General features: G+C 61.7%; 8 protein-coding genes. 2 read left to right on the top strand and 6 right to left on the bottom strand.

Going from position 1 to position 12,826, the window contains the following annotated elements; genetic code table 11:
* Window positions 1-28 precede the first annotated feature (28 nt).
* Together H281_RS0102425 and H281_RS0102420 are read right to left on the bottom strand one after the other, a co-directional pair.
* Window positions 29-1,444 carry a LutB/LldF family L-lactate oxidation iron-sulfur protein gene (locus tag H281_RS0102425; RefSeq protein ID WP_027804226.1) on the bottom strand — a complete coding sequence of 472 codons (1,416 nt, stop codon included), beginning with the start codon at window positions 1,442-1,444 and terminating at the stop codon, window positions 29-31.
* Window positions 1,445-1,454: 10 nt separating this feature from the next.
* Window positions 1,455-2,177: a (Fe-S)-binding protein gene (locus tag H281_RS0102420; RefSeq protein WP_020065499.1), complete on the bottom strand. Its 723-nt coding sequence runs from the start codon at window positions 2,175-2,177 to the stop codon at window positions 1,455-1,457.
* Between the two features lie 179 nt (window positions 2,178-2,356).
* On the opposite strand from H281_RS0102420, the gene H281_RS0102415 reads away from it, so the two are divergent.
* Window positions 2,357-3,169, top strand: coding sequence for an IclR family transcriptional regulator (locus H281_RS0102415; protein WP_027775436.1), 813 nt, complete (start codon window positions 2,357-2,359; stop codon window positions 3,167-3,169).
* 96 nt (window positions 3,170-3,265) lie between these two features.
* Here the strand turns inward: H281_RS0102415 and pbpG are convergent, their stop codons facing one another.
* A complete protein-coding gene (gene pbpG / locus H281_RS0102410) occupies window positions 3,266-4,447 on the bottom strand; it encodes a D-alanyl-D-alanine endopeptidase (RefSeq protein ID WP_020065497.1) in 1,182 nt (393 codons plus the stop codon).
* A 771-nt stretch (window positions 4,448-5,218) separates the two neighbouring features.
* Here pbpG and H281_RS0102400 point away from each other — a divergent pair.
* A complete protein-coding gene (locus H281_RS0102400) occupies window positions 5,219-5,791 on the top strand; it encodes a phasin family protein (RefSeq protein WP_020065495.1) in 573 nt (190 codons plus the stop codon).
* 341 nt (window positions 5,792-6,132) lie between these two features.
* Here H281_RS0102400 and lpdA read toward each other — a convergent pair whose 3' ends face one another.
* The 3 genes from lpdA to aceE form a co-directional block, all read right to left on the bottom strand.
* Window positions 6,133-7,905, bottom strand: coding sequence for a dihydrolipoyl dehydrogenase (lpdA, locus tag H281_RS0102390; RefSeq protein ID WP_020065493.1), 1,773 nt, complete (start codon window positions 7,903-7,905; stop codon window positions 6,133-6,135).
* A gap of 208 nt (window positions 7,906-8,113) precedes the next feature.
* On the bottom strand, window positions 8,114-9,802 hold the full coding sequence (gene aceF, locus H281_RS0102385; RefSeq protein ID WP_020065492.1) for a dihydrolipoyllysine-residue acetyltransferase: 1,689 nt from the start codon (window positions 9,800-9,802) through the stop codon (window positions 8,114-8,116).
* Window positions 9,803-9,887: 85 nt separating this feature from the next.
* Entirely contained in the window at window positions 9,888-12,584 is a 2,697-nt protein-coding gene (gene aceE, locus H281_RS0102380; protein WP_020065491.1) for a pyruvate dehydrogenase (acetyl-transferring), homodimeric type, read from the bottom strand.
* Between the last annotated feature and the right edge of the window lie 242 nt (window positions 12,585-12,826).

Genomic DNA, 12,826 nt, shown 5'->3' with positions numbered 1-12,826 from the left:
AGCGGGACGCGAAGCGCGCTCACCACAATTAGCCGATATGACTGCGCTGCGCGGCGTATAACTCCCGGAATGTGCGCCCCACCGGTGCGGGCATGTCACGGGTGTCGGTCCAGCCGGCGCCGGCTAACGGCAACTTGGCGATCGACCGATTGCTTCCGCCGAGGCGCTCCAGCACGCGCACGGCGAGCTTCGTGACGAGCGCATACATCCCGGGATGCAGCGCCATAAAGCCCCACACGGCCAAGCCGGCGCGTTCCTTCCATGGACGCAGTCGCCGCTCCACCTGCTTCTCGCGCAGCTTTCGCAACAGATCGGACAAAGGAATCCCGACCGGGCACACGCTATTGCACTCGCCACATAGCGTGGCGGCCTGCGGCAGGTCCAGCGCCTTGTCGAGGCCGACGTAGCTCGGCGTCAGCACCGAGCCCATAGGTCCGGGATACACCCAGCCATACGCATGTCCGCCCACCTTCTGATACACGGGACAATGGTTCATGCACGCGCCGCAGCGAATGCAGCGAAGCATCTCCTGAAAATCGCCGCCGATCAGCCCCGTGCGTCCGCCATCGACGAGCACTACATACATGTGCTCCGGCCCGTCCTGATCGCCCTCGCCTCGCGGTCCGGTCAGGAGCGAAAAGTAATTCGACGTGGTCTGGCCGGTCGCCGAGCGCGGCAGCAGACGCATGGCCGTGGCGAGGTCTTCGAGTGTGGGCAACACCTTCTCGATGCCGGTTACGGCCACATGCACGCGCGGCATGACGGTGCACATGCCTTCGTTACCCTCGTTCGTGACGAGCACGACCGAACCGGTTTCCGCGATCACGAAATTGCCGCCCGTCACGCCCATGTCCGCGCTCAAGAAGTGCGGCCGCAGCACCTGCCGCGCTTCGAGCGTCATGTCGGGAATTTCGGTGAGGCGCGGCCGGCCATGTGTTTTGGCGAAGAGGTCGGCGATCTCGTCCTTATCCTTATGCACGACCGGCGCGATGATGTGGCTCGGTGGCTCATTGCCGTTGATCTGCAGGATGTATTCGCCGAGATCGGTTTCAATGGACTGCACGCCCATTTGCCCGAGCACTTCGTTCAGGCGCATTTCTTCGGTGACCATCGACTTCGTCTTGATCACCTTCTTCACATCGTGCCGGCGTGCAATGTCGCCGACGAGCCTCGCCGCCTCCTGAGTGGTCTCCGCGAAAAGCACCGTGACGCCGCGCCGGTTCGCCTCGCGCTCGAAGGTCTCCAGCCACACGTCGAGGTTTTCGAGCGCGCGATTGCGACGTTCCTTGAGCGCCGCGCGCGTGGCGGCGAAGTCGATTGCCGTCATCGCGACGGCGCGGGCGGAAACGAACTTGGTGGACAGCTTGGTCAGGTTCTGCTGCAACCGCTGGTCCGCGAGTTTCTGACCGGCGCGCGCCTTGAACTGCATGGACTGGACTTGCATGGCGATCCCCTTAAACGTCCCCGGCCAGCACTTGCGCGATGTGCAGCACGCGCGTCGCGGTATCGCCGGTACGCCTTAAACGCCCTTCAATATTGAGCATGCAGCCCAGGTCGCCTAGCACGACCGTGCCTGCACCGCTGTCTCGGATATTCGCGCATTTTTCGTCGACGATTGCCGTGGAAATGTCGCCGTACTTGACCGCAAACGTGCCGCCGAAGCCGCAGCAGTGCTCGCAGCCCTTCATTTCCGTCACCGCCACGCCCACTTGTGCGAGGAGCTCTCGCGGCTGCGCCTTGACGCCAAGCTCGCGCAGCCCGGAGCACGAGTCGTGATACGTAACCGGCCCTCCGAACTCGCCCGGTTGCAATTGCACGTGGGCAACATTCACGAGGAAATCGGTGAGCTCGAAGACCTTGGCGCGCAGCCGGCCGAAGCGGTTCATCAGTTCGGGATCGTCGGCGAAGAGGTCGCCGTAATGCGTGCGGATCATGCCGCCGCACGAACCCGAGGGCACCACCACGTAATCGAACTGTTCGAACTCCCGCAAGGTCTTTTCGGCGAGATCGCGGGCGATACGGCGCTCGCCCGAGTTGTACGCGGGCTGCCCGCAGCATGTCTGCGCCGGTGGGACTACGACTTCAAAACCAGCGCCCTCGATCAGCTTGATGACCGAAAAACCGATTTCGGGCCGCATCAGGTCGATGAGGCAGGTGACGAACAATCCGACTCGCATGAGCCCTCCTCCGGGAAAACGTCCCTGATTATCCGCTGTTTGGCGGACAATACCAACGCTCGGAAGGTGTAGGACGAAGGCCTCGCCGAATTCGAAGAGGTCTTCCAAGTGCGTTCGCTTTTTTCACGATACGAGATACAATCAATTTCCGCTGTTTGACGCGTCAACTGATTCTTCTTATGAGCGACACGAACCCGGATCCCAAAACTTCGATCCAGGTGATCGAACGCATGATGCGCCTGCTCGACGCACTCGCCGCGCATAGCGACCCGGTCAGCCTGAAAGAACTCGCCATCCGCACGCAGCTGCATCCGTCCACCGCGCATCGCATCCTGAACGACATGGTGATGTGCCGGCTGGTCGATCGGTCCGATCCCGGCACTTACCGGCTCGGCATGCGCCTGCTCGAACTCGGCAACCTGGTGAAAGCGCGCCTGTCCGTGCGCGACGCGGCGCTCACGCCGATGCGCGAACTGCATCGCGAGACGGGCCAGACGGTGAACCTGTCGGTGCGTCAGGGCGACGAGATCGTCTACATCGAACGCGCGTATTCGGAGCGTTCCGGTATGCAGGTGGTGCGGGCCATTGGGGGACGCGCGCCGCTGCATCTCACCTCGGTGGGCAAACTTTTTCTCGCCGCCGACGAATCGACGCGCGTGCGCGCCTACGCGACACGCACGGGCCTGTCCGGTCACACGCAGAACAGCATCACCGATCTCGCCAAGCTGGAGCGCGAACTGTCGCACGTTCGCCAGCAGGCTTGCGCGCGCGATAACGAAGAACTCGAACTCGGCGTGCGCTGCATCGCCGCGGGTATATACGACGATACGGGCAAGCTGGTCGCTGGCTTGTCGTTGTCCGCGCCGGCCGATCGCCTGCAAGACTCCTGGCTCGGCCAACTTAGCCAGACCGCGCTCGTGATTTCCGAGGCGCTCGGGTATCGGCCGCAAGCTTCCCAAGGTCATAACCACCATCCGGGCTCGCACGCGTAACGCGAAAACCGTCCGTCGAATGAAAAAAGCCCCGCAGAAGTGCGGGGCTTTTTAACTTCAAGCGGCTGGCCGGCAAGCCGGCCGTGCGCGAACAGCTCAGGTGCCGGGACCGCCGGCGTCAGCGCTCGTGATACGCGCCTGGTCGCCGCCGTTGTCGAGCCACGTGCGCAGCCGCGTCGCATCGGCGAAACGCGAGTACTTGCCCGACGAATCGAGCAGCACCAGTACCATCGGACGGCCATGAATGTTGGCTTGCATCACGAGGCATTCGCCTGCTTCGTTGATGAAACCCGTCTTCTGGAGACCGATGTCCCAGGTCGGGTTACGCACGAGTGCGTTAGTGCTGTTGTAGGCCAGCGTGCGCTTGCCGGTGTAGACCTCATAACTGTGATCCGTTGAGAACCTGCGGATCAGCGGATATTGATATGCCGCGTTGACCATCTTCACGAGATCGCGCGCGCTCGACACATTCTGGCTCGTCAAACCCGTCGGATTCTCGAAGTGCGTGTCGGTCATGCCGAGTTGCCGCGCCTTCGCGTTCATGGCCGCGAGAAACGCCGGGCGGCCACCGGGGAAGTAACGCGAAAGCGCTGCAGCCGCGCGGTTTTCCGACGCCATCAGCGCAATGTGCAGCATGTCTTCACGCGAGAGCACCGAGCCCACGGACAGGCGCGAGCCAGTGTTCTTTTCGTAGTCGCGGTCTTCGTCGGTGACTTCGAGCTGATCGGTCATCGGTTCTTTCGAATCGAGCACGACCATGGCCGTCATCAACTTGGTGATGGACGCAATCGGCACCACGGCGCGCGAATTCTTGTCGAAGAGCGGTTCGCCCGTGTTCTGATCGACCACGTACGCGACGCTCGAGCGCAGCATCAGCGCGTCCGGCGTTTCGTGCAGCCCGAATGCCTGGCCAACGGTAGGCTGCCGCGGCTCATATGCGACGCGCCGCACTACGGAGCGATGACGTCCGTTCGACGTATAAGTCACACGCTTGCGCTTGACGCTCGCGCGGGGCGCGTCGTCGTCGACGGCTGCGGTCTTCGCCACCGCGGCTTTGCCGGCTTTAGCCGACTTGCTGGACACCTTGGCGGTGGCAGCCGGCTTGGTCGCGGCTTTTGCGTGTTTCGAGGTTTTTGCAGATGCAGCTGGCGTAGCGGCAAAAGTGCTCACCGGGGCGCCAAGCGCGGCCGCGAGGACCATGGAGGCGGCCACCGACAGCGCGGTGCTGCGCGCCGCGCCGTGGATCACTTTTAGCGACGAAAACATGTCGGTTTTCATGGGTGTTCTATGAGGAGCGGCGAGAGATTTCCGCAAGTGTAGTAAAACAACGAAAATTTAGCAATTTGAAGCACTTATGGGCGCTCCTTAAACCGGCTTGTAAGCTCCGATCGCAAAAATACAAATAAGTGCCGCGCCTCGATCGAAAAAAACGATCGGGACGCCGAGCCCCGCCATCGCCGTTCCGCTCAAAAAGGGCGTGATCCTTGAAGCATAACGGCAATTTCGAGACAACCTTGATGAGGGGAAACACGAGCGCCGCGTAACCAACGCCGCAACGCCTCGCGCGACGCTTTGAATGCGCGGCGCCTGCGCGATGTTAAGTGTCCGCTGCAAATCGAAGGACGCGCATTCGACCGGCATCAACGATTAACGTTCCGTGACACTTTATGGTTTACATCGATTCGCTTGCGCGGCGATATTTTGTTAAATGACAACCCTGCGCTCCACCCGCTTTGCGACGCACAACTAGCGCATAAAAGCGGGCATTTTCCGGAACTAACTACCGAAAAATCGCCGCACCAGCTCAGTGCAACGGTCAATTCGACCGCATCACGCGCTTGTCATGCCCAGCGCATAACCTATTGTTTTCTAAGTGGTTTCTTAAAATTGTGCAATGCACAAAAACCGCTTGACATTCGCTGGCGGCATCTTAAAATAGGATCCATTGCTGCGATGCACAATTCATCGCGGTCCGGGCAGACGATCTGTGCGTCTCGCCACCACCCAATGCGGTCTGCAAAGATGGGCCGCGATCCAGGAGCGTAAACCATGACTTTGCTGACCCCCGAGCAATTCGCTGCAGCCCAGAAAGCTAATTTCGAAACGCTGTTCGGCCTGACGACCAAGGCATTCGAAGGCGTCGAAAAGCTGGTTGAACTGAACCTGCAAGTCGTGAAATCGACGCTCGCGGAAAGCCAGGAAAATGCCCAGCGCGCGCTGTCCGTCAAAGACGCGCAAGAACTGCTGGCACTGCAAGCAAGCCTCGCACAGCCGGTCGCTGAAAAGGCGCTGTCGTATGGCCGTCACGTGTACGAAATCGTCTCGGCAACGCAAGGCGAGTTCGCCCGCGTAGCCGAAGCGCAATTCGAAGAGCAGAACCGCAAGGTTCAGTCGCTCGTCGAAAACGTCGCGCGCAATGCACCGGCCGGTTCGGAAACCGCCGTCGCCGTGATCAAGTCGGCCATCACCGCCGCCAACACCACGTACGAAACGGTTCACAAGGCCACGAAGCAAGCTGTCGAAATCGCCGAAAGCAACTTCAACGCAGCCGCTACGGCCGCGTCGAAGGCAGCTTCGCAAGCCGCAGCGCAAGCATCGCGCTCGGCCAAGAAGCCGGTCTAACGTTCGGGCCTCGCTCCTCGGGCTTACCCGGGAGCGTGACTTGAAGGCGTTATTTGCGCCGGCTCAGCTCACCGCTGCGCCGGCGCTTCTGCAAGCAACAGCGTCGTGCCGTTGCCGCTCACACGGTTTGAATTGGCCGAACGCTCCGATACGTTGATTGACGTATCGTTTGCCCGGCGAAGCGCCGGGATTTTTTTGCGCGGCGTCACCATCCTGCTGGGGTGCGATCCGGCAGCAAACCTATCCCGCTCGCTGTCCCAAATCAAAACGGCGCGCCCCGCAAAGGGCGCGCCGTTTTTTTCCTCAGCACGATCCGCACGAATGCGGATGTACCGTGCGCATTACTTCTTTTTCTGCGGCGGCAAGTCCGTACACACGCCTTCGTAGAGTTCCGCGGCCATGCCGATCGATTCGCCGAGGGTGGGATGCGGGTGAATCGTCTTGCCAATGTCGGTGGCATCCGCGCCCATTTCGATCGCGAGACACACCTCGCTGATCAGGTCGCCTGCATTCAGACCGACAATTCCGCCGCCGATCACGCGATGCGTTTCCTCGTCGAACAGCAGCTTCGTGAAGCCCTCGTCGCGTCCGTTGGCAATCGCGCGGCCCGAAGCGGCCCACGGGAATACTGCCTTGCCGTACTTGACGCCTTCGGCCTTCAACTGGTCTTCCGTCTTGCCGGCCCAAGCGACTTCCGGGTCGGTGTAGGCCACCGAAGGAATCTGCAGCGCGTCGAAGTACGCCTTCTCGCCATGAGCCGCTTCGGCAGCAACGTGGCCTTCGTGCACCGCTTTATGCGCGAGCATCGGCTGGCCGACGATATCGCCGATCGCGAAGATGTGCGGCACATTCGTGCGCATCTGCTTGTCCACGTCGATGAAACCGCGGTCCGTCACCGTCACGCCCGCCTTGTCCGCACCGATCTTCTTGCCATTCGGCGAGCGGCCGACTGCCACCAGCACCAGGTCGTAGCGTTGTGCTTCGGGCGGGGCCTTCTCGCCTTCGAACGACACGTAGATGCCGTCGTCTTTGGCCTCTGCCGCGGTGGTCTTGGTCTTCAGCATGACGTTCGCGAAACGCTTGCTGTTGTACTTCTCCCAGACCTTGACGAGATCACGGTCGGCGCCTGCCATCAGACCGTCGAGCATTTCGACGACGTCGATTTTCGCGCCGAGCGTGGCGTACACGGTCGCCATTTCCAGGCCAATAATGCCGCCGCCGATCACCAGCATCCGCTGCGGAATCTGGCGCAGTTCGAGCGCGCCGGTCGAATCCACCACCCGCGGATCTTCCGGAATAAACGGCAGCTTCACCGCTTCCGAGCCCGCAGCGATGATCGCCTGCTTGAACTTCACAACCTTCTTGCCGCCTTCGGTCTGCACTTCCATGTGATTCGGATCGACAAAAGAGCCGGTCCCGGTCACGACTTCGACCTTGCGCATCTTGGCCATGCCAGCGAGGCCGCCCGTCAACTTTTTGACGACGCCCGACTTGAAGTCGCGCAGCTTGTCCAGATCGATCTGCGGCTTTGCGAACGTGATGCCATGAGCGCCGAGCGCTTCCGCTTCGTCGATCACGAGCGCGGTGTGCAGCAGCGCTTTGGACGGAATACAGCCGACGTTCAGACAAACGCCGCCAAGCGTTGCGTAGCGCTCGACGAGCACCGTTTTCATGCCGAGGTCGGCCGACCGGAACGCGGCGGAATAGCCGCCAGGGCCCGAGCCGAGCACGAGCATGTCGCATTCGATGTCCGCGCTGCCGGAGAAACTGCCGGCTTGCGGCGCGGGCGCGGCGGCTTGAGGCTTCGCTTCAGTCGGCGCCTTCTCGGGTTCCTTGGCCGGAGCCTTGGGCGCATCTTTCGCGGGCGCCGCGTCCGCCGACGTTTCGACGAGCGCGATGATCGTGCCTTGCGAAACTTTGTCGCCAGCCTTGACGCGGACTTCCTTGACGGTACCGGCTGTGTCACTCGGCACTTCAATGGAAGCCTTGTCGGACTCGAGCGTCATCAGCGCCTGTTCGTTCTCGATGACGTCGCCCGGTTTGATGTTGACTTCGATGACATCGACGTCTTTGAAGTCACCGATATCCGGCACTTTTACTTCGACGAGACTCATAGTGTCCCCTTCTCTTATTGACTGTGATGAACGAGGAACCTGCACCGTCAGGTGAAAACGCGCCATTCGTCTGGCTGCTTTTCTCTGAAATACGGAGGAAAGCAGGCGCCGCCCTGCACAAGGGCGACGCTAATGCACCGACGCGAAAGCAGGTTCTACAGGGAGACGCGGATCAAGGAAAAGACCAGCGCCTCGCGCAACATCACAATCAAAGAATCACACGCCGGAAATCGGCAAGAAGCGCCCCAAGATACGCATTGAAGCGCGCAGCTTCGGCCCCATCGATCACGCGGTGGTCGTAAGACAGCGACAGCGGCAGCATCAGCTTAGGTACGAACTGCTTGCCGTCCCACACCGGCTTCATCGCGCCACGCGACAAGCCGAGAATCGCAACTTCGGGCGCATTGATGATCGGCGTGAAGTTCGTGCCGCCAATACCGCCCAGCGACGAGATCGAGAAGCATCCGCCTTGCATCTGGTCCGGCTTCAGCTTGCCTTCGCGCGCCGCCTTCGACAGGTCGGTCATTTCCTTTGCGATTTCGACGAGACCCTTCTTGTCCGCGTCGCGAATCACCGGAACCACGAGACCGTTCGGCGTGTCGGCAGCAAAACCCACGTGGTAGTACTGCTTGAACACGAGGTTGTCGCCGTCGAGGCTCGCGTTGAACGTCGGGAATTTCTTCAGGGCCGACACGACAGCCTTGATCACGAACGCCAGCATCGTGATCTTCACGCCGGCCTTTTCGTTTTCCTTGTTCAACTGCACGCGCAGCGCTTCCAGTTCGGTGATGTCCGCTTCGTCGTTGTTCGTGACGTGCGGAATCATGACCCAGTTGCGATGCAGGTTCGCACCGGAAATCTTCTTGATGCGCGAGAGCGGCTTCGGGTCGACCGGACCGAACTTCGTGAAGTCGATCTTCGGCCACGGCAGCAGATTCAACTCGCCGCCGCCGGCCGCCGCGGGCGCGGCTGCACCGGCCGGCGCTGCGCGCTGGCCCGTCATGACGCCCTTGATGAACGCAGTCACGTCAGCTTGCGTAATGCGGCCTTTCGGACCCGTGCCCTGCACCTGCGTCACATCCACACCGAGTTCGCGCGCGAACTTGCGCACCGACGGCGAAGCGTGGCTCGGATGCCGTGCGCCGCCCTCGCCGGCCGGAATCACCGGCGCTTGTGCGAGTGCGGACGGCGAAGCCGGAGCGGGCGACGGCGTAACCGGCGCGTCCGACGGCTTTTCGGTTTGCTGCTTCGGTGCTGCTGCGGGTGCCGGAGCGGGTGCCGCGGCGGCGCCTTCGGCTTCCACCACGACGATGACCGAGCCTTCGGAGACGGTATCGCCGACCTTGACCTTCACTTCCTTGACGACGCCGGCGGCCGAGCTGGGCACGTCCATCGTCGCCTTGTCGGATTCGAGCGTGACGAGCGACTGCTCTTTCTCGACGCGATCGCCGACCTTCACCGCGACTTCGATCACGGGAATGTCTTTGTAGTCGCCGATATCGGGCACCTTGACATCCTGCAGGCCGCCGCCGGTAGCAGCGGGCGCTGCGGCCGGTGCAGGTGCGGGCGCAGGAGCGGCAGCAGGAGCCGCGGCGGGGGCAGGAGCCGCGGCGGGGGCAGGAGCAGCAGCGGGCGCCGGAGCAGCCGCGCCGCCTCCGGCGCCGTCCAGCACGACGATCAGCGAACCTTCCGACACGTTGTCGCCGACCTTGACCTTCACTTCCTTGACGACGCCGGCGGCCGAACTCGGCACGTCCATGGTCGCCTTGTCGGACTCCAGCGTGACGAGCGATTGCTCTTTTTCGACGGTATCACCCGCCTTGACCAGCACCTCGATCACAGGAATGTCCTTGTAATCGCCGATGTCCGGCACCTTGACTTCGATCGCTTGACTCATTGTTAGTGTCTCCTGGGCCGCGCACGCACCTGCCCCTGACGATCAGGAACAGGCGCGCACGCCGTGGCACACGGGGAATGATGCCTTAGACGGTCATCGGGTTGGGTTTGGCGGGATCAAGGTTGTATTTCTTGAGCGCCTCGGCGACGACCTTACGTTCGATCGTGCCCTCGTCTGCCAGTGCGTTCAACGCGGCCACCGTGACCCAGTAGCGGTCGACTTCGAAGAAGTGGCGCAGCTTTTCGCGCGTGTCCGAACGGCCGTAACCGTCCGTGCCCAGCACGACGAAACGTTGCGGCACGAATGCGCGAATCTGCTCGGTCAGCGCGCGCACGTAGTCGGTGGAGGCAATCACCGGACCAGGCGCGTCCTTCAGGAGCTTCTCGACGTGCGAGACTTTCTTCACTTCGGTCGGATGCAGCAGGTTCCAGCGCTGCACTTCGTGGCCTTCGCGCGCGAGTTCGGTGAAGCTCGGCACGCTCCACAGATCGGCGGCGACGCCCCAGTCGTTCTTCAGCAGGTCGGCGGCGGCGATCACTTCGTTGAAGATCGTGCCCGCGCCCATCAGCTGCACGCGCGGCGCCTTGCTGTCGGCTTCGGCCTTGCGGAACGCGTACATACCCTTGATGATGTCGGCCGCTACGCTCTCGCCCTGCGGGATCGCCGGGTGCTCGTAGTTCTCGTTCATCACCGTGATGTAGTAGTACACGTCTTCCTGATCAGCGACCATGCGGCGCAGGCCGTCCTGCATGATGACCGCCAGTTCGTAACCGAACGTCGGGTCGTAGCTGATGCAGTTCGGCACCGAAGCGGCCCACAGCAGCGAGTGGCCGTCTTCGTGTTGCAGACCTTCGCCGTTCAGCGTCGTGCGGCCCGCGGTTCCGCCCAGCAGGAAGCCGCGCGAGCGCATGTCGCCAGCGGCCCATGCGAGGTCGCCGATGCGCTGGAAGCCGAACATCGAATAGAAGATGTAGAACGGGATCATGATCTCGCCGTGCGTCGAGTACGACGTCGCGGCTGCGATCCAGTCCGACATGCCGCCGGCTTCGTTGATACCTTCCTGCAGAATCTGACCGGTTTCCGACTCGCGGTAGAACATCAGCTGGTCGGAATCTTCCGGAATGTACTTCTGGCCATCCTGATTCCAGATACCGATCTGACGGAACAGGCCTTCCATACCGAACGTACGCGACTCGTCGGGCACGATCGGCACGATGCGTTTGCCGAGCGCCTTGTCCTTCAGCAGGATGTTGAGAATGCGCACGAACGCCATCGTCGTGGAAATCTCGCGGCCTTCGCCCGTGCCCTTCAGCAGCGGCTCGAATGCCGACAGGTCCGGCACCGGCAGCGATTCGGCCTTCTGACGGCGCGCCGGCAGATAACCGCCGAGTTCCTGACGGCGGGCACGCATGTACTCGAGTTCCTTCGAACCTTCTTCGAACTTGAGGTACGGAACGTTCACCAGGTCTTCGTCGGCGATCGGCAGACGGAACTGGTCGCGGAATTTCTTCAGCTGCTCCACCTGCATTTTCTTCTGCTGGTGGGTGATGTTCATGGCCTGGCCGGCTTCGCCCATGCCGTAGCCCTTGATCGTCTTCGCAAGAATGACGGTCGGCTGGCCTTTCGTCTGGGTGGCTTCGGAAAACGCCGCGTAAATCTTGTGCGGGTCATGGCCGCCGCGGTTCAGATTCCACACGTCTTCGTCCGACCAGTCGGCGACCAGCGCCTTCAGTTCCGGCGTATTGAAGAAGTGCTCGCGGACGAACGCGCCCGACTCCGACTTGTACGTCTGATATTCGCCGTCCACGACTTCCATCATGCGGCGCATCAGCGCGCCCGACTTGTCGCGCTGGAACAGTGCGTCCCAACGGCTGCCCCACACGACCTTGATGACGTTCCAGCCCGCGCCGCGGAATTCGCTTTCCAGTTCCTGGATGATCTTGCCGTTACCGCGCACCGGACCGTCGAGGCGCTGCAGGTTGCAGTTGATCACGAACACGAGGTTGTCGAGCCGTTCGCGGCCGGCCATGCCGATCGCGCCGAGCGATTCCGGTTCGTCCGTTTCGCCGTCGCCGAGGAAAGCCCACACCTTGCGGCCTTCGGTCTTAGCGATGCCGCGCGCCTGCATGTACTTCATGAAGCGCGCCTGGTAGATCGCCATGATCGGGCCAAGGCCCATCGAAACGGTCGGGAATTGCCAGAAGTCGGGCATCAGCCACGGGTGCGGATACGACGAGATACCCTCGCCGCCCACTTCCTGGCGGAAGTTGTCGAGCTGCTGTTCGGTCAGACGGCCGAGCAGGAACGCGCGCGAGTACACACCCGGCGACGAGTGGCCCTGCACGAACACGAGATCGCCGCCGTGTTCGGGGGACGGCGCATGCCAGAAATGGTTGAAGCCGACGTCATACAGCGTGGCCGCCGACGCGAACGACGCGATGTGGCCGCCGACATTGGTGTCCTTGCCGGCGCGCAGCACCATGGCAATGGCGTTCCAGCGCGTGTACGAACGGATGCGGTGTTCGATGTCCTGGTCGCCGGGAATCTTCGCCTGACGCGTGACCGGAATCGTGTTGATGTACGGGGTGTTGGCGGAGAACGGCAGATGTTCGCCATGCACGCGGGCAAACTCGATCTGCTTCTCGATCAGGTAGTGGGCACGGTCGGGGCCAACAGCAGAAATCACGCCATCCAGCGCTTCGAGCCATTCGCCGGTTTCCTGGGGATCGTCGTCTTTCTCAGCGGCGACATATTTCATGACTTCGTCGGGTACAGCGGACATGCTCGTCTCCTGGATATAGAGGAACGCTCTTTGGACAGACGACGCGGACGAAGCACGGCCGCGGCAGCTTCGGCCGATTGTAATAAGGGTCCCGACGTCCACGCAACAAAATTTTCGAATTACGAGATCGATTCTCATAATGCGGAAAATTGTTGCGGCGCAACCTGATTTGACTGCCTTTTGACGGATACGCGAGCTAGTGTGCGCCGATTAACGGCACTTTCCGTGATTTTTTGCGCCAT

The organism is Paraburkholderia caledonica (genome assembly GCF_000383275.1).
GTDB lineage: Bacteria > Pseudomonadota > Gammaproteobacteria > Burkholderiales > Burkholderiaceae > Paraburkholderia > Paraburkholderia caledonica.
This window is presented reverse-complemented; position numbering and strand designations above follow the sequence as displayed.

Coding starts and splice junctions, on each gene's coding strand:
- aceE (WP_020065491.1), bottom strand. CDS start 12,584: ATGTCCGCTGTACCCGACGAAGTCATGAAATATGTCGCCGCTGAGAAA.
- aceF (WP_020065492.1), bottom strand. CDS start 9,802: ATGAGTCAAGCGATCGAAGTCAAGGTGCCGGACATCGGCGATTACAAG.
- H281_RS0102425 (WP_027804226.1), bottom strand. CDS start 1,444: ATGCAAGTCCAGTCCATGCAGTTCAAGGCGCGCGCCGGTCAGAAACTC.
- H281_RS0102420 (WP_020065499.1), bottom strand. CDS start 2,177: ATGCGAGTCGGATTGTTCGTCACCTGCCTCATCGACCTGATGCGGCCC.
- H281_RS0102400 (WP_020065495.1), top strand. CDS start 5,219: ATGACTTTGCTGACCCCCGAGCAATTCGCTGCAGCCCAGAAAGCTAAT.
- lpdA (WP_020065493.1), bottom strand. CDS start 7,905: ATGAGTCTCGTCGAAGTAAAAGTGCCGGATATCGGTGACTTCAAAGAC.
- H281_RS0102415 (WP_027775436.1), top strand. CDS start 2,357: ATGAGCGACACGAACCCGGATCCCAAAACTTCGATCCAGGTGATCGAA.
- pbpG (WP_020065497.1), bottom strand. CDS start 4,447: ATGAAAACCGACATGTTTTCGTCGCTAAAAGTGATCCACGGCGCGGCG.